At 66.1% G+C, this 22,715-nt stretch carries 20 protein-coding genes; 8 read left to right on the forward strand and 12 right to left on the reverse strand.

Features of this window, described 5'->3' with window-relative positions; genetic code table 11:
• Positions 1-16: 16 nt before the first annotated feature.
• Entirely contained in the window at positions 17-739 is a 723-nt protein-coding gene (locus RB2654_RS03400) for a DUF2238 domain-containing protein (RefSeq protein ID WP_193363870.1), read from the forward strand.
• Here RB2654_RS03400 and RB2654_RS03405 read toward each other — a convergent pair.
• The 5 genes from RB2654_RS03405 to tyrS form a co-directional block, all read right to left on the reverse strand.
• Positions 736-2,154: a protein adenylyltransferase SelO family protein gene (locus RB2654_RS03405; protein WP_040884342.1), complete on the reverse strand. Its 1,419-nt coding sequence runs from the start codon at positions 2,152-2,154 to the stop codon at positions 736-738. The two genes, RB2654_RS03400 and RB2654_RS03405, sit on opposite strands and share 4 nt — an antisense overlap.
• Before the next feature lie 12 nt (positions 2,155-2,166).
• Positions 2,167-3,111 carry a nucleoside hydrolase gene (locus RB2654_RS03410; RefSeq protein WP_008328633.1) on the reverse strand — a complete coding sequence of 315 codons (945 nt, stop codon included), beginning with the start codon at positions 3,109-3,111 and terminating at the stop codon, positions 2,167-2,169.
• 3 nt (positions 3,112-3,114) lie between these two features.
• Positions 3,115-3,918, reverse strand: a complete 804-nt coding sequence (gene xth / locus RB2654_RS03415) for an exodeoxyribonuclease III (protein WP_008328635.1) — start codon at positions 3,916-3,918, stop codon at positions 3,115-3,117.
• A 72-nt stretch (positions 3,919-3,990) separates the two neighbouring features.
• Positions 3,991-5,109, reverse strand: coding sequence for a BaiN/RdsA family NAD(P)/FAD-dependent oxidoreductase (locus tag RB2654_RS03420; protein WP_050772019.1), 1,119 nt, complete (start codon positions 5,107-5,109; stop codon positions 3,991-3,993).
• A 146-nt stretch (positions 5,110-5,255) separates the two neighbouring features.
• Positions 5,256-6,506, reverse strand: a complete 1,251-nt coding sequence (tyrS, locus tag RB2654_RS03425; protein WP_040884344.1) for a tyrosine--tRNA ligase — start codon at positions 6,504-6,506, stop codon at positions 5,256-5,258.
• 64 nt (positions 6,507-6,570) lie between these two features.
• Here tyrS and RB2654_RS03430 point away from each other — a divergent pair, with 64 nt between their 5' ends.
• Positions 6,571-7,698 (forward strand): anhydro-N-acetylmuramic acid kinase, encoded by a 1,128-nt coding sequence (locus RB2654_RS03430; protein WP_040884346.1) that lies wholly within the window; start codon positions 6,571-6,573, stop codon positions 7,696-7,698.
• A gap of 69 nt (positions 7,699-7,767) precedes the next feature.
• On the opposite strand, the gene rsmA is transcribed toward RB2654_RS03430, so the two are convergent.
• From rsmA to RB2654_RS03445, 3 genes are read right to left on the reverse strand one after another with little or no spacing between them, the layout of a single operon-like run.
• Complete coding sequence (gene rsmA / locus RB2654_RS03435) at positions 7,768-8,610, reverse strand: 16S rRNA (adenine(1518)-N(6)/adenine(1519)-N(6))-dimethyltransferase RsmA (protein WP_008328639.1); 843 nt, start codon at positions 8,608-8,610, stop codon at positions 7,768-7,770.
• On the reverse strand, positions 8,607-9,566 hold the full coding sequence (gene pdxA, locus RB2654_RS03440) for a 4-hydroxythreonine-4-phosphate dehydrogenase PdxA (RefSeq protein WP_008328640.1): 960 nt from the start codon (positions 9,564-9,566) through the stop codon (positions 8,607-8,609). The genes rsmA and pdxA overlap by 4 nt, the downstream gene beginning before the upstream one ends.
• Before the next feature lie 47 nt (positions 9,567-9,613).
• Positions 9,614-10,858 carry a peptidylprolyl isomerase gene (locus RB2654_RS03445; protein ID WP_008328641.1) on the reverse strand — a complete coding sequence of 415 codons (1,245 nt, stop codon included), beginning with the start codon at positions 10,856-10,858 and terminating at the stop codon, positions 9,614-9,616.
• 311 nt (positions 10,859-11,169) lie between these two features.
• On the opposite strand from RB2654_RS03445, the gene RB2654_RS03450 reads away from it, so the two are divergent.
• Together RB2654_RS03450 and RB2654_RS03455 are read left to right on the forward strand one after the other, a co-directional pair.
• Positions 11,170-12,645 (forward strand): leucyl aminopeptidase, encoded by a 1,476-nt coding sequence (locus RB2654_RS03450; protein ID WP_008328642.1) that lies wholly within the window; start codon positions 11,170-11,172, stop codon positions 12,643-12,645.
• A 1-nt stretch (position 12,646) separates the two neighbouring features.
• On the forward strand, positions 12,647-13,096 hold the full coding sequence (locus RB2654_RS03455; protein WP_008328643.1) for a DNA polymerase III subunit chi: 450 nt from the start codon (positions 12,647-12,649) through the stop codon (positions 13,094-13,096).
• Between the two features lie 228 nt (positions 13,097-13,324).
• Here the strand turns inward: RB2654_RS03455 and RB2654_RS03460 are convergent, their stop codons facing one another.
• From RB2654_RS03460 to RB2654_RS03475, 4 genes are all read right to left on the reverse strand, one after another.
• Positions 13,325-14,503, reverse strand: a complete 1,179-nt coding sequence (locus RB2654_RS03460) for an ammonium transporter (protein WP_008328644.1) — start codon at positions 14,501-14,503, stop codon at positions 13,325-13,327.
• Positions 14,504-14,665: 162 nt separating this feature from the next.
• Entirely contained in the window at positions 14,666-15,136 is a 471-nt protein-coding gene (locus RB2654_RS03465; protein ID WP_008328645.1) for a CinA family protein, read from the reverse strand.
• A 2-nt stretch (positions 15,137-15,138) separates the two neighbouring features.
• Positions 15,139-15,630, reverse strand: a complete 492-nt coding sequence (locus RB2654_RS03470) for a phosphatidylglycerophosphatase A family protein (protein ID WP_008328646.1) — start codon at positions 15,628-15,630, stop codon at positions 15,139-15,141.
• On the reverse strand, positions 15,627-16,757 hold the full coding sequence (locus tag RB2654_RS03475) for a bifunctional 2-C-methyl-D-erythritol 4-phosphate cytidylyltransferase/2-C-methyl-D-erythritol 2,4-cyclodiphosphate synthase (protein WP_008328647.1): 1,131 nt from the start codon (positions 16,755-16,757) through the stop codon (positions 15,627-15,629). Before RB2654_RS03475 ends, RB2654_RS03470 begins: the two co-directional genes overlap by 4 nt.
• 167 nt (positions 16,758-16,924) lie before the next feature.
• Between RB2654_RS03475 and dusB the strand changes: the two genes are divergently transcribed.
• The 4 genes from dusB to RB2654_RS03495 all read left to right on the forward strand — a co-directional run bounded on the left by dusB (position 16,925) and on the right by RB2654_RS03495 (position 22,704).
• Positions 16,925-17,908 carry a tRNA dihydrouridine synthase DusB gene (dusB, locus tag RB2654_RS03480; protein WP_008328656.1) on the forward strand — a complete coding sequence of 328 codons (984 nt, stop codon included), beginning with the start codon at positions 16,925-16,927 and terminating at the stop codon, positions 17,906-17,908.
• Positions 17,905-18,972, forward strand: coding sequence for a two-component system sensor histidine kinase NtrB (locus RB2654_RS03485; RefSeq protein ID WP_008328657.1), 1,068 nt, complete (start codon positions 17,905-17,907; stop codon positions 18,970-18,972). Before dusB ends, RB2654_RS03485 begins: the two co-directional genes overlap by 4 nt.
• Before the next feature lie 6 nt (positions 18,973-18,978).
• Positions 18,979-20,340 carry a response regulator gene (locus tag RB2654_RS03490; protein ID WP_008328659.1) on the forward strand — a complete coding sequence of 454 codons (1,362 nt, stop codon included), beginning with the start codon at positions 18,979-18,981 and terminating at the stop codon, positions 20,338-20,340.
• A 108-nt stretch (positions 20,341-20,448) separates the two neighbouring features.
• Positions 20,449-22,704 (forward strand): sensor histidine kinase NtrY-like, encoded by a 2,256-nt coding sequence (locus RB2654_RS03495; protein WP_040884349.1) that lies wholly within the window; start codon positions 20,449-20,451, stop codon positions 22,702-22,704.
• The last annotated feature ends 11 nt before the right edge of the window (positions 22,705-22,715 follow it).

The raw sequence follows: 22,715 nt of genomic DNA on the forward strand, positions 1-22,715 counted from the left end.
CGACTAAATGATCCGGATGCTACGCGGTCACTCCTTCATCACATACACCGTCTGGGCGATCCTCATCGTGGCCAGTGTCGCCGCATTCGTGCTGGGCGACCTGATGATCGGTGCGGTGGGTCTGGCGACGCTTGCGCTGTCCTTCGCGCCCGCCTTCATGGCCGAACGCTGGCACCTCAAGATCCCGGTCTACTTCTATTCGGGCATCGTGCTGTTTCTGTTCGGCACCGTGTTTCTTGGCGAAGCCTTCAATTTTTACGAGCGATTCTGGTGGTGGGATCTGTTCCTGCACGGCACTTCCGCCATGGGGTTCGGGATCGTGGGCGTCGTCCTGACGCTTCTGATGTTCGAGGGCGATCAATACGCGGCCCCGCCCTATGCGGTCGCGGGCATCTCGTTTTCCTTTGCCGTCACCATCGGCGCGGTGTGGGAGATTTTCGAGTTCGGCATGGATCAGCTGTTCGGCATGAACATGCAGAAATCCGGCCTCGTCGATACCATGACGGACCTGATGGTCGACTGTTTCGGCGCGGGGCTGGCGGCGATGTCCGGCTACGCCTTCCTCAAGTTTCGCTCGCGCTACGGGCTTTCGGCCATCATATCCGAGTTCATTCTGCGCAATCGCCGGTTCTTCCGGCGCGCAGCGCGCGAGATCGAGACCGACGGCAAAGCCGAAACGCATCTCGACCGGCTTGAGACTCACTCGCGCACCATGGGCGTGGGCCGCAGCGACGACTAGGTGCCGCAGAAGGTGCGCATGACCCGCTCTTCGGGTCTGGGCGGCTTTGCGAAGTCCGCCGTTTCCGGTCCGTCGTCGAAGGGGCGCGCGAGAACGTCGTTCAGTTTGTGAAACGGCGCGAAATCGCCCGCCACACCGGCCTGAATAGCCTCTTCGATCCGGTGATTGCGCGGGATCACGGCGGGGTTCGCGGCCCGCATCACCGCGCCACCGTCCGACCCTTGCCGCTCCAGCCGCGCGCGCCAGTCAGGGGCCCAGCTGTCCCACGCGCCCGCATCGGTCAGGTGGGACGAGGCGTCGCCGGTCGACAAGGCGCGGAAGGTATTGGTGAAATCGGCCTGCGACGCGGCCATGCGCGACAGCAGCCCCTGAATGAGCGCGCCATCGCCCGGCTCTTCGGTGGTCAGGCCGATCTTGGCGCGGAAACGCCGCGCCCATGCCGCGCCGAAGAGATCGGGAAAGGCGTGCAGCCGATCTTCGGCCAGTTCGATGGCCTTGTCGTCATCCTCATCGATCAGCGGCAGGAGCGCCGAGGCCAGTTGCGCGAGGTTCCAGACCGCCATGTTCGGCTGGTTCTGAAACGCGTAACGGCCCATCTGGTCGATGGACGAGAACACCGTGTTCGGGTGGTAGGCATCCATGAAGGCGCAGGGACCATAGTCGATCGTCTCGCCCGAGATCGCCATGTTGTCCGTGTTCATGACGCCGTGGATAAAGCCCACCGACATCCACGCCGCGATCAGTTCCGCCTGCCGCTCCACCACGGCGGAGAGGAGGTCGAGCGGCCCTTGGGCATCGGGATAATGCCGGGCGATGGCATGGGCGGTCAGGTCGCGCAGCGCATCGGTCTGGCCGCGCGAGGCGAAGACCTGAAACGTGCCGACCCGCAGATGGCTCGCCGCCACGCGCGTCAGGACCGCGCCGGGCAGCACCCGCTCGCGGATCACGTCCTCGCCCGTGGTGACGGCAGCCAGCGCACGTGTCGTCGGGATGCGGAGCGCGTGCATGGCTTCGGACACGACATATTCGCGCATCACCGGGCCAAGCCACGCACGCCCGTCGCCACCGCGTGAAAACGGCGTGCGGCCCGAACCCTTAAGCTGGATGTCGCGACGATTGCCTTTGGTATCAATGACTTCGCCAAGAAGGATCGCGCGCCCGTCGCCCAGTTGCGGCACGAAGTTGCCGAACTGGTGGCCGGCATAAAGCTGCGCCAGCGGCTCGGCCCCCTCCGGCACCTCGTTGCCCGCCAGAACCTCGGCCGTCAGCGCATCCGGGTCGATCCCCAACTCGACGGCGAGGTCACTGTTGAGCGCGACGATGCGGGGCGTCGCCACGGGAACGGGGGCCTGCCGGGCGAAGAAGCCCTCGGGCAGGCGCGCGTAAGAATTGTCGAAACTGATACTCATACCCAAAAGGTAGGGTCGTCAGGGCAGGCGGGCAAGACGTTCGGTCAGCAACGAAAAGAACCCGTCGGCGTCGATATCGCCCATGAAGGTCGCGTTCTCGTCTCGGTTCGTCACGCGCCACCAGTCCGCAACGGTCATCCCGAGCGTGAGGTCGGACGTCGTCTCGACCTCGACATTGATGAAGCGGCCCGTGAACAGATCGGGCGCCAGCAGATAGGCGATGACGGTGGGATCGTGGAGCGGCGCGCCTTCGGAGCCGTATTTCTCCTTGTCGAAGCGTTCGAAGAATTCGGTCATCTCGGCGGTGAAGGTGCCCGTGCGGGTGCCCAAAGCGCGGAACGCATCGTTGCGGGGTTTCGTCACCAGCGCCTTGTGGGTCAAATCAAGCGGCATGATCGTGACGGGTGCGCCGGATTTAAACACGATTTCAGCGGCTTCCGGGTCGACATAGATGTTGAATTCAGCCGCGGGCGTGATGTTGCCCACCTCGAAATAGGCCCCGCCCATGCTGACGACCTCGGCCACGCGCGGCACGATGTCGGGCGCACGGTGGAAAGCGGTGGCGACATTGGTGAGCGGCCCCAGCGTGGTGAGTGTCACGGTTCCCGGCGGCTCGTCGCGCAGGGTGTCGATGATGAAATCCACCGCGTGTCGGGATTGCAGCGGCATGGTCGGCTCGAACAACTCCGGCCCGTCCAGCCCGGTGCGCCCGTGGACATGCTCGGCGGTCACGAGCTTGCGCTTCATCGGGGCGTCGCACCCGGCGAAGACCCGCACATCGGGACGCCCCGCAACCTCGCACACGATGCGTGCGTTCTTCTGGGTCAGGCCCAGCGGCACGTTTCCGGCGACGGCGGTGATCCCCAAGACCTCCAGCTCCGGCGAGGCGAGCGCCAGAAGAATGGCCACCGCATCGTCCTGACCCGGATCGGTGTCGATGATGATTTTGCGTGGTTGCGTCATGGGTTACGCGGCAAGCTCGACCCAGATCGGCACATGGTCCGACGGCTTGTCGCGCCCGCGCACCTCCTTGTCGATCTGGCAATCCTCAAGCAGGTCCGCGCATTGCGGCGAGAGCAGGAAGTGGTCGATCCGGATGCCATCGTTGCGTTGCCACGCGCCGCGTTGAAAATCCCAGAAGGTGAACTGTTCGGCGGCCTGATTGCGCGCCCGGAACGCCTCGGTCAGCCCGAGGTTCTGAAGCCGCCAGAACGCGCCCCGGCTTTCGGGCTGAAACAGCGCGTCGTCCCGCCAGTTTTCCGGGTGCAGCGCGTCGATGCCTTGCGGGATCACGTTGTAATCGCCGGCCATGAGGAAGGGTTGCTCGAGCGCGAGAAGTTCTTTCGCGCGCTTTTCCAACCGTTCCATCCAGCGAAGCTTGTAGGCGAATTTCTCGTCGCCCACGGGATTGCCGTTGGGCAGGTAAAGCCCGCAGATCCGCACCGCGTTCCGGTCGCCCAACACCGTCGCCTCGATATAACGCGCCTGTTCGTCATCCTCGCCGTCACGCCCGGTGCCTTCCGCCCCCGGCAGGCCGCGCGTCACGTCTTCAAGCGGGCGTTTCGACAGGATCGCGACCCCGTTGAACGACTTTTGTCCATGGGTTTCGACGTTGTATCCCATGTCCTCGAAGTGCTCGCGGGGGAAGTTCTCGTCCACCGACTTGATCTCCTGAAAAATCACCACGTCCGGCTGGGCTTCGGTCAGCCAGTCGGTGACGGCGGGCAGGCGGGCCTTGATTCCGTTGATGTTGTAACTGGCGATCTTCATGGCGCACCCCCTTGGTTGGCGAAAACCTAGCGGTGCGGGCGCCGGGGCGAAAGCGGGAAATCGGCAGGAGGTTCAGCCCCGCGCCGCAATCGCCCGCCCCGCCGCCACGCCCGAGGCCCAGGCCCATTGGAAGTTATAGCCGCCCAGCCAGCCGGTCACATCCACCGCTTCGCCGATCACGTACAGGCCGGGCAGGTGAGCGGATTCCATGGTCTGCGAAGACAGGCCCGCGGTCGACACGCCGCCCGCCGTCACCTCGGCTGTCCGGTAGCCTTCGGACCCTGTGGGTGTGAGCGTCCAGTGGGCGAGAGCCGCGCAGATCTCGGCGAGCCGCGCGTCGGACTGGTCGGCGAGGTTGCCGGAAAGGCCCAGATCGGGCGCGAGGAACTCCACCAGCCGGGCGGGCAGGTGGCGCGACAGCTCGGTGGTCAGCGCATGGCGCCCCTGTGTCTGCCGCTGGGCCTTGAGCGTGTCCAGCAAGCCAGGCGGGCAGATGTCCAGCGTGATCGCCTCGCCCTCGCGCCAATAGCTGCTCAGTTGCAGCACGGCGGGACCGGACAGACCACGGTGGGTGAAAAGCAGCGCCTCGGCAAAGGCGATCCGCTCGTTGAAGGCGCGGCACGGCGTCGCCACACCCGAAATCGGCGCGAAATGGTCACCGAAGGTGAGCGGCACCAGCGCCGGGCGCGGCGTGACGATGTCATGCCCGAATTGCCGCGCAAGGTCATAGGCCAGCCCCGTCGCCCCCATCTTGGGGATCGACTTGCCACCCGTGGCGAGCACGAGGTTCTCAGCCGTGAAGGCGCCCGCGTCCGTCTCTACCGTGAACCGCCCGTCGGCATGGCTCACCGAGGTGATCGCGACCTCCAACCGCAATTCCGCGCCCGCCGCCCGCATCTCGGCCAGCAACATTTCCACGATCTGCGTGGATTTCCCGTCGCAAAAAAGCTGTCCCAGCGTCTTTTCATGCCACGCGATGCCATGGCGCGAGACGAGTTCGATGTAATCCCACTGGGTGTAGCGCGCCAAGGCCGACTTATGGAAATGCTTGTTTTCGGACAGGAAATTTGCGGGCGTCACGTCGAGATTGGTGAAATTGCAGCGCCCGCCACCGGAAATCCGGATCTTCTCGCCCGGCTTCTTCGCGTGATCCAGCACCAGCGTATCCGGCCCGGCATGCGCCGCGCACATCAGGCCCGCGGCGCCCGCGCCAAGAATGATCGTGCGATACCGTTCCACCCGACCGTCCTCGATCCTCTTCTCTGTTTCCAAAAACCTCGGGGGTCCGGGGGCAGAGCCCCCGGCGGGTCGTCGCGGGCGTCAGCACGCGGCGAAACTCACCCCAAAGTCACCAGCGCATGACGCTTCTTGCCTGCCGACAGCTTGATCGGCGCGTCCAGATCGGCGGCGGTAATCATCAGCCCCGCGTCGGTCACATCCGCGTCGTTCAACTTGGCGCCTTTATCCGCGATCAGCCGCTTGGCCTCCTTGCCGGTCTTGGCGAGGCCCGACCGCGTGATGAGCTGCGTGATAGAGATTCCGTCCCCGATCTCATCTGCGGTGAGCGTGAGTGTCGGCAGGTCGTCGCCCGCGCCACCTTTCTCGAACACCTCGCGCGCCGTGGCTTCCGCTGCCGCAGCCGCCTCGGCCCCGTGGCAAAGCGTGGTCACCTCGTTCGCGAGCACGATCTTGGCCTCGTTGATCCGGTTGCCGGGCAGGGCGGCAAGCCGCTCGCACTCCTCGACGGACAACTCCGTATAAAGCTTCAGGAACCGCCCCACGTCCGCGTCGGTCGTGTTGCGCCAGAACTGCCAGAACTCATAAGGCGACAGCATATCGGCGTTCAGCCACATGGCCCCGCCCTGCGACTTGCCCATCTTCTTGCCGTCCGAGGTGGTCAGAAGCGGCGAGGTCAGGCCATAGATCTCGTGGTCCAGCACCCGGCGCGTCAGGTCGATCCCGTTCACGATGTTACCCCACTGGTCCGACCCGCCCATCTGGAGCGTGCAGCCATAGCGGCGGTTGAGCTCGAGAAAGTCGTAGGCTTGCAGGATCATGTAGTTGAATTCGAGAAACGACAGGCTCTGCTCCCGGTCGAGCCGCGACTTCACGCTCTCGAAACTCAGCATCCGGTTCACCGAGAAATGCCGCCCGATGTCGCGCAGAAATTCGAGGTAGTTCAGACCGTCGAGCCATTCCGCGTTATTGAGCATAAGCGCATCGGACTCCCCGTCACCATAGGACAGGTACTTCGCGAACACCTGCTTCATCCCGTCGATATTCGCGTCGATCTGCTCCGGTCCCAGCAGGGGCCGCTCGTCCGACCGGAACGAAGGATCGCCCACCTTGGTCGTCCCGCCGCCCATCAGCGTGATCGGCTTGTGCCCGGTCTTTTGCAGCCAGCGCAGCATCATGATGTTCAAAAGATGCCCGACGTGCAGCGATTTCGCCGTCGCGTCGTAGCCGATATAGGCCGTCACCACGCCGTTCGTCAGGGCCTCGTCCAGCGCCTGATAATCGGTGCAGTCGGCAAGGTAGCCGCGCTCGATCATCACGCGCATGAAGTCTGATTTCGGGTGGTAGGTCATCGGTTTTCTGTCCATTGTCTGCGGGTGCTGCCTCTATATCGGGGGCATGGGCGGAGGAAAAGCCATGATGGAGGCGCGCGCGATCTGGGCGCTCGGGGCGATGTCGGGCACCTCGCTCGACGGGGTCGATGCGGCGATGGTCCTGACCGATGGCGAAACGATCTCCGCGTTCGGCCCGGCGCGCTATTCCGCCTATTCCGAGAACGAGTCCGGCGTGCTGCGCGCGGCTCTGGGCCGCTGGCCGGGCGAGCCGGGGGTGGCCGAGGCCGCCGAGGTGATCCACGCGGCCCATATCGCTGCGCTTGCGGGGTTCGACGGTGCACAGATCGTGGGCTTCCACGGCCAGACGCTGGCCCATGATCCGCGCGGGCGGGGGCAGACGCATCAGGTGGGCGACGGTGACCGGCTGGCACAGGCGCTCGGTCTGCCGGTGGCGTGGGATTTCCGAACGGCGGATGTGACGCTTGGGGGCGAGGGGGCGCCGCTCGCCCCGTTCTACCATTTCGCGCTGGCCAAGTGGATCGAAGCGACGACGCCGGTCGCGTTCCTGAACCTAGGCGGGGTCGGAAACATCACATGGGTCGATCCGGCCTTCGACAAGCCCGAGGACGAAGGCGCGCTTCTGGCCTTCGACACCGGCCCCGCGAACGCCCCGATCAACGACCTGATGTGGGCGCGCCGGCGCGTGGCGTTCGACGCGGACGGGGCGCTGGCCGCTTCCGGCACGGCGGACCACGGGATCGTCGACGCTTTCCTCGACCGCCCGTATTTCTACCGGGTTCCCCCCAAGTCGCTCGACCGTGACGCGTTCACGACCCTCGCCTCTGCCGTTGCGGACCTTGCCGATGCCGATGCCGCCGCGACCCTGACCGCCTGCGCCGCTGCGGCCGTGGCACGCGGGCTTGAGCATTGCCCGACCCCGCCCGACCGCCTGCTTCTCTGCGGTGGCGGGCGCAAGAACGCAAAGCTCGTCTCCGAAATCGCCGCCCGCTCCGGTATTCCCGCAATCTCGGTCGAAGAGGTCGGCCTCGACGGCGATATGCTCGAAGCGCAGGCTTTCGCCTATCTCGCCGTGCGCGTGGCCCGGGGCCTCGCCACGTCCTGCCCGTCCACGACCGGCGTCGCGGCCAACGTCGGTGGTGGCCGCCTCTCCGCACCGAACGACCCGGACGCTGCCTCTTCTCTGTTTTAAAAACCTCGGGGGGGTGCGGGGGGCAGCGCCCCCGCTCGGATCGGATTTCGCTTCAGCGAAATTCGAAATTCACGCGGCGTCCAACGCCCGCGCCAGAGCGCAGAAATGCTCGAGGTCGATTTCCTCGGCCCGCGCGGTCGGCTTGATGTCCACGCTTTCCAGCAAGGCTTCGATCCCCGGCGCAAGGCCTTTCAAGGACGCCCTCAGCATCTTGCGGCGTTGCTGAAACGCGGTTGCCGTGACCCGCTGTAGCGTCGCCGCGTTCGCCGGATAGCGCGGCTCGGGCAGGGCCGTCAGATGGACCACCGCCGAACGGATCTTGGGCGGCGGGGTGAAGGCTTCGGGTGGCAGTTCCATGACGATGCGCGCGTCGGTGCGCCACTGCGACAGGATCGCCAGCCGTCCGTAGGCTTTCGATTTCGGTTTCGCCACGATCCGCTCCGCCACCTCTTTCTGGAACATCAGCGTCAGTGACGACCACGCGGGCGGCCATGTGGGCGGCGTGAGCCAGCGGGTCAAAAGCTCGGTCCCCACGTTGTAGGGCAGGTTCGCGACGATGCGGATCGGGGGTGTCAGATGCGCCAGCGGGTCGATCTCCAGCGCGTCGGCGTTCAGCACCTCGAGCCGACCGGGATAGGCTTCCGAGATTTCGGCCAGCGCCGACATGGCGCGGGCGTCCTTCTCGACCGCGAGCACCCGGCGCGCCCCTTCGGCCAGCAGGCCACGGGTCAGACCGCCGGGGCCGGGGCCGACCTCCAGCACGTCGCAGGCGCTCAGGTCGCCCGCCTGCCGCGCGATCTTGGCGGTGAGGTTCAGGTCGAGAAGAAAGTTCTGGCCCAGCGACTTCTTCGCCACAAGCCCATGGGTCGCGATGACCTCGCGCAGGGGCGGCAAGCCGTCGATGGCGCTCATACCGCCATCTCCCGCGCCATGCGCAGCGCGGCGATGAGCGATGTCGGGTCGGCGCGGCCCAACCCCGCGATGTCGAAGGCAGTGCCGTGGTCGGGCGAGGTGCGCACGAAGGGCAAGCCCAGCGTCACGTTCACGCCGCCCGCGAAGTCGATGGTCTTGATCGGGACCAGCGCCTGATCGTGATACATGCAGATCGCCACGTCATAGCCCTTGCGCGCGCCCGCGTGGAACATGGTGTCGGCGGGCAGGGGACCGGCCAGCGCCAGCCCTTCGGCGCGCAGATCGCCCAACACGGGGATGATCGTCTCGATCTCTTCCCGCCCGATCGCGCCGCCTTCGCCCGCATGGGGATTGAGCCCCGCGACCGCGATGCGCGGATTGCCGTAGCCCTGCGATTGCAGCGCCGCATGGGTGATGCGGATCACGCGGGTAAGGTGATCTCGGGTCAGCGCGGCGGGCACATCGGCCAGCGGAATGTGGATCGTCGCGGGCACGACGCGCAGGTCGGGACAGGCGAGCATCATCACCACGTCGTCGACGCCTGCAAGGTGGGCGAGGTATTCGGTATGGCCGGGAAAGGAAAACCCTGCGCCGTCCTTCAACGCCTTCTTGTGGATCGGCGCGGTGGTCAGCGCGGCGGCTTCGCCCTGCATGACCAGCGCCACCCCGTCGCGGATCGCAGCGATCACATGCGCGGCATGGGCGGCCTGCGCCTCACCCGGACGGCGCGGGGGACCGAAGTCGCGGGTCAGCACCGGAACGCCGCGATGCACCGCGCGGTGCGCCTCGGACGGGTGCGAGATCGTCTCGACCGGGCCGTCGATATGGCGCGCGTCCCCGATCACGAAGAAGGGGAGTTCGGCGCCCAGACGCTCCCACGCCTTCGCGATGATTTCGGGACCGATCCCGGCAGGCTCGCCGATGGAAAGGGCAATGGGCAGATCAGCGCGGGACATGGGTCACCTCGCGTGTGAACGGCAGAGCGGGGCGGTCGTGGCCGCGATCAGCGCAGATATTCGATATGCGCATTGGCGCGCAGGTCGGCGAGCAGGTCGTTGGCATAGGCCCCGATCCGCTGGTTGCGCAGGGCATCGGCGATCTGGGCGCGGCTCACGCTGTCGGGCACGTCGTTGCGACGGTTGCACAGCATCAGGAACACCAGCGTTCCGTTGCCAGCCGTCAGGCGGGTCGAAACTTCGCCGGGGTCGAGGTTGGCCAGTTCCGCGCGGTAGCGGGCGGGCACGGCGCCGGTGGGTAGCTCTTCGCGCACGAGTTGATCGGCGGGCAGGCCGCGCGCGATCGGATAAAGGTCGTCGCAGATCTGCACCTCGGCGCGGATGCGGTTCGCCTCTTCCTGACCGCCGGGCACGAAAAAGGCGGCGTATTCCAGAAGCTCGCCGACCTTGGTCGAGCGGATGGTTTCGCGGTCGCGCACGAAATAGACGGCGACGCCCACGTCCGGGATGATGACCGGGCGACTTGCGCGGCCTTCGCGGGTCGCACGCACCGCGCTTTGTGCCTGCGGCGGCAGCGCCTGCACATCGACCCAGTCGCGTTCGCCCGCGTTCAGGCGCGAAGGGACGACCGAAAAGCGTTTGGCGGCATCGGCGAATTCTTCGGCGGTGGTGATCTTGGACAGCCGGTCGGCGCGTGCGCGCGAGGCCTTGAGGCTGAGATCGGAGGAGGCCGGTAGCACGATTTCCGTCAGCAGGAACTTTTCGCCCGGCTGCGGCTCGGCCTCGGCATAAGCGCGGTCGATCTCGCTCTCGGTGATCGAGACCTGCGGCAGGAACTTGGCGCGCGCCACTTCGCGCCAGACGATCCCGGCGGTGACGAAATCGCGGAACGTCTCGAACGCGATCCCGGCCTGCGCGAGGAAGGCCCCGAACTGTTCGACGTCGAGATTGCCGCGCGCGGCGAACTCGGCCATGCCGTTCTGGACGGCCTCGGGATCGGCGGTGATCCCCATCCTTTCGGCTTCGGCCAGTTGGATGCGTTCGTTGATAAGCTGGTCGAGCGCGAGCTGCGTGATGTCGCCCGGCGCGTTTAGGATCCGCAGAAAGGCCATGCGTTGATTGCGCTCATAGACCGTCACGGCGGAATCGTTGACCTTGGCGACCGGGACGAACTGACCCTGTGCCGTTGCGGGCGATCCGGCCATCATCATGCCGAGGGCCGCCGAGGCACAGAGCGTGAGAATGCGTCCCGCCCAGCCGTTTCGCCGCGTCGATGCCGTGAATGTCTTCATACCGCCCAACCTTGTCGTGTCTTCGTCACGGGCCGGGGGTGTTGTCTCACCCCCCGGTTCACGCGCCACAATAGTCGGACTTGCCGCGCGGTGCGAGTGCAAATCTCGCCCCGAACCCGCGTTTTGGCTGCGAATTGCCGCCTGCATGCGGCGAGATGCGGTGGTCCGGGCGCGATCCTCCACCATATCTGGCGCGGGCGATTCCCCGTCAGGCGGACGTGGCGGACTGGTTGCACCGCCCCCGGCTTGGTGCTTACGTGGACAGAACGCGCGGCCAAGGCCCGCACCCCTACACCCCGACAGGAGACCCCATGACCGACGTCATCACCCCCGCATTTCAACCGCTCGACATCGAAACGCTCGCCGCCGCCGAGGGCCGTGTCGTCGTGCTCGCCCCGGACGAGGGGAGTATGGACAAGGGCGCGCGCCGGGTGAACCGCCTGACTAAGGGCGCGCTGGAGCGGCTTTTGGGTTCTGACGGGTTCGACAAGCTGAAGGCGGGCGAGGCGATGTCGCTGGCCTGGCCCGTGGGGATGGCCGCCGAGGCGGTCGACGTGGTGAAGATCGAAAAGCGCCTGACGCCCGAGCTTGCGCGCAAGGTCGGGGCCACGATCGGGGCCAAACTGAACGGCAAGAGCGTCACGGTGATCGCAGGGTCGCACCGCAACCTCGATCAATTGGCGCTTGGCGCGATGCTGCGGGCCTATGCCTTCGTCGCGCACAAGACCGGCGAGGCGGGCGAGGTCAAGGACAGCGCGCTGACCCTTCTGACCACACAGCCCGACCAGTGGACGCCGACCGTGGCCGGGATCAAGGCACTGGCCGATGGCGTCTTCCTGACCCGTGATCTGGTGAACGAGCCCTCCAACGTGCTGACCACGACCGAATTCGCCAAACGGGCCGAGGGGCTGAAGGAGCTGGGTGTCGAGGTCGAGGTTCTGGAAGAGGACGATCTCGAAAAACTCGGAATGCGCGCGCTTCTGGCCGTCGGGCAGGGGTCGGAAAGCCCGTCGAAGGTCGTCGTGATGCAATGGAAGGGCGGCAAGGACGGCGACGCGCCGGTGGCCCTGATCGGCAAAGGCGTCTGCTTCGATTCCGGCGGCATCTCGATCAAGCCCGCTGGCGGCATGGAAGACATGACGATGGACATGGGCGGCGCTGGCACCGTGACCGGCGTGATGAAGGCGCTCGCAGGTCGCAAGGCGGCGGCGAATGTCGTGGGGCTCATTGGTCTGGTCGAGAACATGCCGGACGGCAAGGCGCAGCGTCCGGGCGATATCGTGACGACCATGAAGGGCGATACGGTCGAGGTCATCAACACCGACGCCGAGGGGCGGATGGTGCTGTGCGACGTGCTCTGGTACGCGCAGGAACGGTTCAGCCCCGTGGCGATGGTGGACCTCGCCACGCTTACCGGGGCCTGCGTGATCGCACTCGGCCACGAAAATGCGGGTGTGTTTTCCAACGACGACGACTTCTGCCGGGATTTTCTGAAGGCGGCCGAGACGGAGGAGGAGGGCGCATGGCGTCTGCCGCTGTCGCCCGCCTATGACAAGGCGCTTGAAAGCGCCAAGGCCGATTTCAAGCATGTCGGTGGCCGCCCGGCCGGCGCGACGACGGCCGCGCAGTTCCTGCAACGCTTCGTGAAGGACGGCGTGCCGTGGATTCACCTCGACATCGCGGGCGTCGCGGATGTGAAATCGCCCACGGCACTGGCGCCGAAAGGCGCGACGGGGTGGGGCGTGCGCGCGCTGAACCGTCTGATCGCGGACAATTACGAGGGCTGAGGTGGGCGAGGCCTATTTCTACCACATGACCCGGACCCCGCTGGAAGACACGCTTCCGGTCCTGCTTGGCCGCGCGCGCGAGCAGGGCTGGCGGGTGGTGGTGCGCGGGCGCAGCGAAGCGCGGCTCAGGTGGCTCGACGAAAAGTTGTGGATGGGCGACGGGTTTCTGCCGCACGGCATTTCAGGTGGGCCGCATGACGACGATCAGCCGATCCTGCTGACGACCGGCACGGCGACGGCGGACTGCGTCGTGTCGATGGACGGGGCCGAGGTCGCGCCGGACGAGGTGGGCGAGGCGGCGCGCGTCATGATCCTGTTCGACGGAAACGACGATGGGGCGGTCGAACGCGCGCGCGAGCAATGGCGGACGATGACCGGCGCCAAGGTGGTCGCGAAATACTGGTCGCAGGAAACCGGGCGCTGGCAGTTGAAGGCGGAAAGCGGCGGATAAGGATCGTGTGGGCGGGGGCCGGGGTGTTCGTGCGGCCAAGATACCAGAATACTAGGATTCTAGTATCCTAGTGGGAATACTATCCCGAATTTTTAGATACTCGCGCTCCACTCACCCCCTCAAAGGTTAATTTCCACAATCTGGCCCATCCCTCCGAGCCACCTTCCAAAACGCAATACGCCGCCGGCACATTGCCGGCGGCATTCGCATTTCTGTGCCTTGATCCGACTACGACACGGTGTCGTAGGCCCGCTCTCCATGCACCGTGATGTCGAGCCCGTTGGTCTCGGTCTCTTCGTCCACGCGCAGATGGGTGACGACGGCCACCAGCTTGATCAGCACGAAGGTCACGACGATGGTGAACACGCCAACGATGGCGAGCGAGCCCAGTTGCGCGGCCCAGGTTCCGGCACCGAAGACCGCGATCATGATCGTGCCGAAGATCCCGCCGACGCCATGCACCGCGAACACGTCGAGCGTGTCGTCGATCTTGAGCGTGTTGCGGATCAGGTTCACGGCCTCCTGACACAGGATGCCAGCGACACCGCCGATGATGAGCGCCTCGACCGGGCCGATGAAACCCGAGGCGGGCGTGACCGAGGCGAGGCCCGCGATGGTTCCCGTCACGATCCCGACGAGCGAGGCGCGGCCGAACTTGATCTTCTCCCACAGCGCCCAAGTGAGCGAGGCGGCGGCGGCCGACAGATGCGTGGCCGTCAGCGCCATCGCGGCGCCCCCGTCGGCGGCCAATTGCGACCCGCCGTTGAAGCCGAACCAGCCGACCCAGAGCATCGAGGCGCCGATCATCACGAAGCCGGGCGAATGCGGCGGCTTCTTCTGGTCGCGACGCGGGCCGAGAAAGACCGAGATCATGATCGCGGCGAGGCCGGCGGTTTCGTGCACCACGATGCCGCCCGCGAAATCGCGCACGCCGGTGTCACCGAAGATCCCGCCGTCCGACAGGAACCCGCCGCCCCAGATCCAATGCGCGACGGGCGCGTAGCACAGAAGCATCCAGAGACCGGAAAAGGCGAGGACGAAGCCGAAGCCGATCCGCTCCACATAGGCCCCGACGATCAGCGCGGGGGTGATGATCGCGAAGGTCATCTGGAAGGCGAAGAACAGCACTTCGGGGATCGTGCCCGACAGGGTGTCGGCGTCGATGCCGGTGAGAAAGGCTTTGCCGAGCCCGCCCCAGATCGCGTTGCCGTCGCCGAAGGCGATGGAATAGCCCGCCACCAGCCACAACACGCTCATCAGCGCGGCGATGGCATAGACATGCATGAAGACCGAGAGCACGTTCCTTGCCCGTACCAGCCCCCCGTAAAACAGCGCCAGCCCCGGCAGCGTCATGAAAAGCACCAGCGCGGTCGCTACGATGATCCAGGCGGTATCTGCCCCGTTCATTGTCCCCTCCTCTTGAATTGGTGGGCGGGGTGTTGCGGGCGTGGGAGGTAAGGGCAAGCCTCATTCCTGTGCGGCGTGATTAATTTGCGCGCAGTTCTCGCAATGCGCATGAAATACGCGCATGAGTCGAAAAGATGACGCCAAAATAGGCGGAAGTGAATCTCAGGCGGCGGTGGCGCGTGCGGCGAGAAGCGCGAGCGCGTGGCGCATGGCCGCGTCGCGCACCGCACCGCGCCCGAGGGCGCCGAATTCGACCGTTTCGGCCTCGGTCGGCCCATGTCCGGCGATGGCGAAACAGACCCGGCCTTCGGGCTTGTGCTCGGATCCGCCGGGCCCCGCGATACCCGTGATCGACACGGCGAGGCTTGCATCGGACCGCGCCAAAGCCCCCTCGGCCATTTCGCGCGCGATCTCTTCCGAAACCGCGCCGTGCGCGTCGAGCGTCTCCGGGCGGATGCCCAGCATCTCGATCTTGGCGCCGTTGGAATAGGTGATGAAGCCGCGCTCGAACACGTCCGACGATCCGGCGATGTCGGTGAGCGCGGCGCCGACCATGCCGCCGGTGCAGCTCTCGGCTGTGGCGATGGTGACGCCTTTGGACCGGCACAGGGTGAGAAGCTCGGCAGGCTCCATCGTCAGACCAGAATGATGAGATGCGACAGCGCGGCGAGGATCAGGACACCGATCCCGGCGAACACGCCCGCGATCACGTCGTCGAGCATGACACCCAGCGGGTCGCCGCGCCGGTCGGCCCAGCCGACGAGCCACGGTTTCCAGATGTCGAACAGCCGAAACAGCAGGAAGCCCGCGACCCAGCCGGGCCAGAGTTTCAGCACATCGACTCCGACCCCCATCGCGCCGATGGACACGGGCAGGATGGCGAGCGCCTGACCGACCACTTCGTCGATGACGATCTCGGACGGGTCTTCGATACCGAGCTCGGCGGTCATCTGCTGCGTGGCCCAGAGGCCGGCGGCGAACAGGACGACAGCGCCGATAGCGATGGCGAGCGGACCACCCAGCTGGTGCAGCGCCCAGATCAGGGGCAGGGCGAAGAGCGATCCCCAGGTGCCGGAGGCGGGCTTGAGGTAGCCGGTGAACAGAAAGGTGGCGATCACGCGGCTCATGCGCGCACCAGCGTCGCGACGGCCTGCGCCGCGATTCCCTCTTCCCGGCCCGTGAAGCCCAGACGTTCCGAGGTGGTCGCCTTGACGCTCACCCGGTCCACGTCCAGCCCCATGATCCGGGCCAGTTCCGCGCGCATGGCGCCCGCGTGCGGGCCGATCTTGGGGCGCTCGCAGATAAGCGTCACGTCGCAGTTCGAGATCGCGAAGCCTTTCGAGCCGGCCAATTCGACCGCATGGCGCAGGAAAATGTCGCTGGCGGCGCCCTTCCACTGGGGATCGGAGGGCGGGAAGTGCTGGCCGATGTCGCCCTCGGCCAAGGCGCCGTAGATCGCGTCGGTCAGGGCATGCATCCCCACATCCGCGTCGGAATGGCCCTTGAGCGCCCGGTCATGCGGGACCGTGACGCCGCAGAGCGTGACGGCATCGCCGTCTTCGAAGGCATGCACGTCGAAACCGGTTCCGGTGCGTATGTCCACGCGACCTCCCAAAAGCTGTTCGGCGCGGGCGAAATCGTCCGGGCCGGTGATTTTCAGGTTGGACTCGTCGCCCGCCACGATGGTCACGTCAAGTCCGGCAGACCGGGCCACCGCGACGTCATCCATCGCGTCGCCGTCATGGGCGCGGTGGGCGTCGAGGTAGGCGGCGAAGCGAAAGCCCTGCGGCGTCTGGGCGCGGAAAAGCCCGGTCCGGTCGCGGGTGCCGGTGACGTGGCCGTCCTCGCCCGTCCAGAGCGCATCGGTCACGGCAAGCGCGGGCGCGGCCCCGCCCGTCGTTTCCAGCGCGTCGATCACCCGGTCGATAAGGGCGTGGGTCGCAAGGGGGCGGGCCACGTCGTGAATGAGCACGCCGTCAGGGGGATCACCCGCCAGCGCCTCGAGCCCCGCCGCGACGCTGGCGTGGCGGGAGGCGCCGCCCGTTGCGACGAGAACGTCGGTAAAGCCCGCCGCCTGACCCATGTCGTCCGGGTGCAGCACCATGACGATCCGCCCGATGCGGGGGTGAGTCCGAAAGGCATCGACCGTCCAGTCCGCCACGCGCCGCCCGGCGAGGCTGCGCCACTGTTTCGGCACGTCCCCGCCCGCGCGCGTTCCGCGTCCGGCGGCGACGATGATTGCGGCGATTTCCATGGTGTTCGTTTACGCTTTGCCCGATTGGAGGACAATGGCACAGGTTCCCGCAGGGCAAATTGCACAAATAACAGGCATATGCGGAATAATTCCCAAGCTGAACGCCACTAATTTGCGCTCTTTTGGTTGTCGTCCTATATCGAGTGCAAACGCACAAGGATTAAGCAGTGGCGATCTGCCTGTCCGAAAACCTGACCCTAGACCCACCCGTCTTTCTGGCCCCGATGGCCGGGATCACGGATTTGCCGTTTCGCGACCTCGTGTCGTCCTTCGGTGCGGGCCTTGTGGTGTCCGAGATGGTGGCGAGCCAGGAGATGGTTCAGGCCAAGCCGGGCACCCGCGAACGGGCCGAGCTGGGCATCGAGGTCGCCAATACGGCCGTCCAGCTTGCCGGCCGCGATCCCTATTGGATCGGCGAGGCGGCGCGGATGGTGGAAGCGAACGGGGCACGGATGATCGACATCAACATGGGATGCCCGGCGAAAAAGGTGGTCGGCGGCCTGTCGGGGTCGGCGCTTCTGCGCGACCTGCCGCTGGCGCTCCGCCTGATCGAGGCGGTCGTCGAGGCGGTCGAGGTGCCCGTGACGCTCAAAACCCGGCTCGGCTGGGACGACGATCTGATGAACGCGCCGACGCTCGCCGCGCAGGCCGAGGCGGCGGGGATTCGGATGATTACCATCCACGGGCGCACCCGCTGCCAGTTCTACAAGGGGCGGGCCGACTGGGGCGCGATCCGGGCGGTGAAGGACGCGGTGGACATCCCGGTGATCGCGAACGGCGACATCTGTTCCACGCCGGACGCGCGATCCGCCCTGAATGCTTCGGGGGCCGATGGCGTGATGGTCGGGCGCGGGACCGGCGGGCGGCCCTGGCTGATCGCCGAAATCGCCTCCGAGCTTTTCGACGCACCCGCACCGGACGTGCCCGAGGGTGCGGCACTCATCGACATGGTGCAGGGCCATTACGAGGCCTCGCTCAGGTTCTATGGCGACGCGCTCGGCAAACGGGTCATCCGCAAGCACCTTGGCTGGTACATGGACGAGGCGGGAACACCGCCCGATCTGCGCCGTCGCGTGTTGTCCGAGCCGGAGCCCGCGCGCGTCCTCGACCTGATCCCGACAGCCCTGAACGCCGCGAAGGAAGCTGCATGACCGACGACGAAATCCTTTGGAACTCGCTCCCGGTGCCGGGGCTCATCATCGACGGAAACGACGAGATCGTGGATGCGAATTCAGCGGCGGAGGCGTTTCTGAACAGCTCGTCCAAGAGCCTCGCGGGCAAGGCCGTGCTGGATCAGCTCGCCATCGCGACCAACATGGAAGGGGCCTTCGCGCGGGTCAGGCGCGATCAGGGGGCGATGTTCATCAATTCGGTGGACGTGGGCACCGGCACCACCGCGCCGGTCGAATGCAACATCCAGATCGCGCCGATGATGCACACGAAAGACCAGCTTCTGATGCTGATGGAGCCGCGCAAACTTGCCGACCGGATGGGCAAGGCGCACGGGGTGAAATCGGCCGCCCGTTCCGCCATCGGCATGGCCGAGATGCTGGCGCATGAGATCAAGAACCCGCTCGCCGGGATCACCGGGGCGGCGCAGCTTCTGTCGATGAACCTGTCGGCGGACGATCTTGAGCTCACCGATTTGATCGTGGCCGAAAGCCGCCGCATCGTGGCGCTTCTGGAGCAGGTCGAACAGTTCGGAAACCTGCGTCCGCCGGAAAAGCGCGAGGTGAACGTGCACGACCTTCTGGACCGGGCGCAGAAGTCGGCGGAGGTCGGATTCGCGGCGAAAATGTCGATCCACGAAGATTACGACCCGTCGCTGCCGCCGACCTATGTGGACCCGGACCAGTTGATGCAGGTGTTCCTGAACCTGTTGAAGAACGCCGCGCAAGTCGCGGGCGACGAAGGCGGAACGATCAAGATCCGCACGTTCTATGACCACTCGCTGCGGCTCAGGCGGACCGACGGCACCGGCAACCGCCTGCCGCTTCAGGTCGAGATCATCGACAACGGGCCGGGCATTCCGCCCGAGATTGTCGATCAGATCTTCGAGCCTTTCGTATCGGGGCGCGAAAACGGCACCGGACTGGGCCTCGCGCTCGTCTCGAAAATCATTTCGGACCACGACGGATGGGTGTCCGTCGATTCGGTCCCCGGCAAGACGGTGTTTCGGATTTCGCTACCCGTCGCACCCAAGGACAAGGAGTAATCCACGATGGACGGGACGGTACTGGTTGCGGACGACGACCGCACGATCCGCACGGTTTTGACGCAGGCCCTGACGCGGGCGGGCTGCCGGGTGCACGCCACCTCGTCGCTGGTCACGCTGAAACGCTGGGTCGAAGAGGGGCGCGGCGATCTGGTGATCTCGGACGTGATGATGCCGGACGGAAACGGGCTGGAGGCGCTGCCGGAGATCGCGCAGATGCGGCCCGATCTGCCCGTGATCGTGATTTCGGCGCAGAACACGATCATGACCGCCATTCAGGCGGCCGAGGCCGAGGCGTTCGATTATCTGCCCAAGCCCTTCGACCTGCCGGACCTGATGAAACGCGCCTCGCGTGCGCTGGAGCAGAAACGGCGCGCGCCCTCGCCACGGGCCGAGGCGAAGGAGGGGGGCGACGACCTGCCGCTGGTGGGCCGCACGCCCGCGATGCAATCGCTCTACCGGCTGGTCGCGCGGGTGATGAACACGGAACTTCCGGTGCTCATCACGGGTGAAAGCGGAACGGGCAAGAGCCTGATCGCGCGGGCGATCCACGACTTTTCCGATCGGCGCAACCTGCCGTTCGTGGTTGTGACGCCCGACGATCTGACGCCCATCGACGGGCCGGCGCGGGTGCTGTCGAAGGCCGGCCAAGGCACGATCCTGTTCGATGAGATCGGCGATCTCGATTCGGATGCGCAGGCCCGGATCACCCGGATGCTCGACAGCCTCACCGACCCGAGTCCGCGGATCATCGCCACCTCGCAGGGCGACTTGTCGGGGCGGATCAAGGAGGGCGGGTTCCGGCAGGATCTGTATTACCGTCTGGGCGGTGTCACCATCCCGGTTCCGGCGCTGCGCGAGCGGCTCGAGGATATTCCGTCGCTTGCCGAACACTTCCTCGCGCGGGCCGAGCGTGACGGCATGACACCGCGCGCTCTGTCCAAAGACGCGACCGAGGTTCTGCGCGCCTATCCGTGGCCGGGCAATGTGCGCCAGCTTGAAAATACCGTGCAACGCCTGATGGTTACGGGGTCGGAGGCCGAGATCAGCCGGGCCGAGGTCGAGGCGACGCTGGGCGCGCCGTCGGGCGGGCCGGTGCCCGCCGCGGACGAGGGCGAGAAGTTGTCGACGAGCGTGGCGCGCCACCTCAAACGCTACTTCGATCTGCACGGGGGCACGCTGCCGCCGCCGGGGCTTTACCAACGCATCCTCAAGGAAATCGAGGTGCCGCTGATCGAGATCGCGCTGGACGCCACGGGCGGCAATCAGGCGAAATGCGCCGACCTTCTCGGCATCAACCGCAATACGCTGCGCAAGAAGATCACCGAGTTGGAAATCGAGGTGACACGGCGGCGCAAGTTGATGTAAAACTGCCACAGCAGGGCCGTCGGTGGTGTCGTTTCGGGCACAGGCGGGCTGAGCGACGGGCGTGACGCGATACGAGCAGGCCCGGACCGACCTCGGAGCAGTTGAGTGATGGCGGCGCGCGGCGCAAAGCGACAATGGACACTGGAACGGCTGGCGCGGCTCAGGCGCTGGCGCCGGATGCAGTCGGTCATCACCGTCGGCATCGTCGTTCTGGGCCCGATCCTCGCGCTCGCGACCTACCTGATTCTCGGGCCGCTCGATCAGGGCGTGGCGAGCAACACGCTGCGCTTCGTTCTGCTCGGCGATTTCATCTACATCCTCGCCGTCGCGGCGCTGGTTCTGTCCGGGGTCACCCGGATGATCGCGGCGCGCCGGGCGAAGTCGGCGGGGTCGCGGCTCCACTTGCGGCTGACCGGGGTGTTCGCGATCATCGCGCTGATTCCGACCGTGCTGGTCGCGGTCTTCGCCGTTCTCACCGTGAACGTGGGTCTGGAAGGCTGGTTCTCCGACCGGGTGAGTCGGGTGGTGGGCAACAGCCTCGAAGCCGCGCAGGCCTATGAGGAGGAGCACCGTCAGGGGCTCGTGCAGGACGCCAATGCGCTCGCCGCCTATCTGAACCTGTCGAAAGAGGCGAACCGCTTTCTGACTGACGCGCAGCTTCGACAGGCGTTGCAGCAGGCGCAGAACCAGATCCAGCGCGGGCTGCGCGAAGCCTTCGTGATCGACAGCAGCGGCGACATTCGCGTGCGCGGCGACCGATCCTATCTGTTCGACTACGAGGAACCCGACCCCGAGGATATCGCGCGCGCGTCCGAGGGCGAGGTCGTGGTGATCGAGGATTGGGACATCAACGAATTCCGGGCGCTGGTTCAATTGAACAGCTTCCCCGATCATTTCCTTTACGTCTCGCGCAGCGTGGATGGCGAAGTTCTGAGCCTGCTGGACGAAACGCAGGAAACCGTCCTGTTCTATCAACAGCTTGAGAACCAGCGGGGCCGCGTCCTGTTCGAGTTCGGCCTGATCTACCTTGGTTTCGCGGCGATCCTGATCCTTGCCGCGACCTGGCTGGGCATGTGGTTCGCCGAACGCCTGTCGCGGCCGGTCGGGCGACTCGCAGGGGCCGCGCAACGGGTGGGCGAGGGCGATCTCGACGTTCAGGTGATCGAAGAGGACGGCGATGACGAAATCGCCACTTTGGGCCGTCAGTTCAACGCGATGACCCGGCAACTCAAGGGCCAGCGCGACACGCTGATCGCCAGCGCCGACCAGATCGAAACGCGGCGGCGTCTGTTCGACAGCGTGCTGTCGTCCGTCACGGCGGGCGTCGTGGGGCTGGACCCCGAGGGCAAGGTGACGTTCCTCAACCGCGCCGCGGCCAAACTGCTCGACCTCGCCGGGCCCGATCCATCGAATGTGCCGTTGTCGCTTCTGGTGCCGGAATTCGGACCGCTCTTCGACCGTCTGCGCAGCGAGGCGCGCAGTCAGGTGCAGGAGGAGCTGGGGCTGACGCGCATGGGCAAGGCCGAACGCCTGCTGGTGCGTATCGCGCGGCGCTATTCCGACGAGGGCGCGCTCGAGGGCTACGTGATCGCGTTCGACGACGTGACCGACCTTGTTTCCGCCCAACGCGTCGCGGCCTGGGGCGACGTGGCGCGCCGGATCGCGCATGAGATCAAGAACCCGCTCACGCCCATCGCGCTGTCCGCCGAACGCATCAACCGCAAGTTCGGGCGGACGATGGAGGACGAGGATGCCGAGAAGCTCGAAGAGCTGACCGGGACCATCGTGCGGCAGACCGACATTCTGCGCCGGATCGTCGACGAGTTCTCGAAATTCGCGCGGATGCCGGAGCCCGAGAAGCGGCCCACCGATCTGGCGAAACTGTTGCGTGAGGCGGTGGTGTTGCAGGAAGCCGGGCAGGAGGGGGTCACGTTCGACGTGGACATCCCGCGCGGCGAACTGCCCGCCGAACTGGACGAGACGATGATCGGACAGGCGCTGACCAACCTTATCAAGAACGCGGGCGAAGCGATTGAGACGCTTCAGGAAAAAGGCGCGCCGGACGGGCATGTGCCCGAAATCCGCATCGCGCTGACCACCGACGAGATCGACGCGCGAATCACCATTGCCGACAACGGTGTCGGCCTTCCGGTCGACCGCGCCCGACTGTTCGAACCCTACGTGACGACCCGCGATAAGGGCACCGGCCTTGGCCTGCCCATCGTGAAGAAGATTATCGAAGAACACGGCGGCACACTCGCCCTGACCGATGCACCGGATTTCGGCTCGGGTCAGATCGGTGCGATGGCCGTCATTACGCTGCCACTTCCGGCTGCCGCGGGGGCCTCCCGCGCTGCCGAATGACCGAATTGAGG

It is taken from the genome of Maritimibacter alkaliphilus HTCC2654, from assembly GCF_000152805.1.
GTDB classification, from domain to species: domain Bacteria; phylum Pseudomonadota; class Alphaproteobacteria; order Rhodobacterales; family Rhodobacteraceae; genus Maritimibacter; species Maritimibacter alkaliphilus.

What these genes read in the sequence shown, in the direction of transcription:
- RB2654_RS03400 (WP_193363870.1), top strand. Translation starts at nt 17, where the DNA reads ATGCTACGCGGTCACTCCTTCATCACATACACCGTCTGGGCGATCCTC.
- RB2654_RS03410 (WP_008328633.1), bottom strand. Translation starts at nt 3,111, where the DNA reads ATGACGCAACCACGCAAAATCATCATCGACACCGATCCGGGTCAGGAC.
- xth (WP_008328635.1), bottom strand. Translation starts at nt 3,918, where the DNA reads ATGAAGATCGCCAGTTACAACATCAACGGAATCAAGGCCCGCCTGCCC.
- RB2654_RS03420 (WP_050772019.1), bottom strand. Translation starts at nt 5,109, where the DNA reads ATGTGCGCGGCGCATGCCGGGCCGGATACGCTGGTGCTGGATCACGCG.
- tyrS (WP_040884344.1), bottom strand. Translation starts at nt 6,506, where the DNA reads ATGACCTACCACCCGAAATCAGACTTCATGCGCGTGATGATCGAGCGC.
- RB2654_RS03430 (WP_040884346.1), top strand. Translation starts at nt 6,571, where the DNA reads ATGATGGAGGCGCGCGCGATCTGGGCGCTCGGGGCGATGTCGGGCACC.
- rsmA (WP_008328639.1), bottom strand. Translation starts at nt 8,610, where the DNA reads ATGAGCGCCATCGACGGCTTGCCGCCCCTGCGCGAGGTCATCGCGACC.
- pdxA (WP_008328640.1), bottom strand. Translation starts at nt 9,566, where the DNA reads ATGTCCCGCGCTGATCTGCCCATTGCCCTTTCCATCGGCGAGCCTGCC.
- RB2654_RS03445 (WP_008328641.1), bottom strand. Translation starts at nt 10,858, where the DNA reads ATGAAGACATTCACGGCATCGACGCGGCGAAACGGCTGGGCGGGACGC.
- RB2654_RS03450 (WP_008328642.1), top strand. Translation starts at nt 11,170, where the DNA reads ATGACCGACGTCATCACCCCCGCATTTCAACCGCTCGACATCGAAACG.
- RB2654_RS03460 (WP_008328644.1), bottom strand. Translation starts at nt 14,503, where the DNA reads ATGAACGGGGCAGATACCGCCTGGATCATCGTAGCGACCGCGCTGGTG.
- RB2654_RS03465 (WP_008328645.1), bottom strand. Translation starts at nt 15,136, where the DNA reads ATGGAGCCTGCCGAGCTTCTCACCCTGTGCCGGTCCAAAGGCGTCACC.
- RB2654_RS03470 (WP_008328646.1), bottom strand. Translation starts at nt 15,630, where the DNA reads ATGAGCCGCGTGATCGCCACCTTTCTGTTCACCGGCTACCTCAAGCCC.
- RB2654_RS03475 (WP_008328647.1), bottom strand. Translation starts at nt 16,757, where the DNA reads ATGGAAATCGCCGCAATCATCGTCGCCGCCGGACGCGGAACGCGCGCG.
- RB2654_RS03485 (WP_008328657.1), top strand. Translation starts at nt 17,905, where the DNA reads ATGACCGACGACGAAATCCTTTGGAACTCGCTCCCGGTGCCGGGGCTC.
- RB2654_RS03490 (WP_008328659.1), top strand. Translation starts at nt 18,979, where the DNA reads ATGGACGGGACGGTACTGGTTGCGGACGACGACCGCACGATCCGCACG.
- RB2654_RS03495 (WP_040884349.1), top strand. Translation starts at nt 20,449, where the DNA reads ATGGCGGCGCGCGGCGCAAAGCGACAATGGACACTGGAACGGCTGGCG.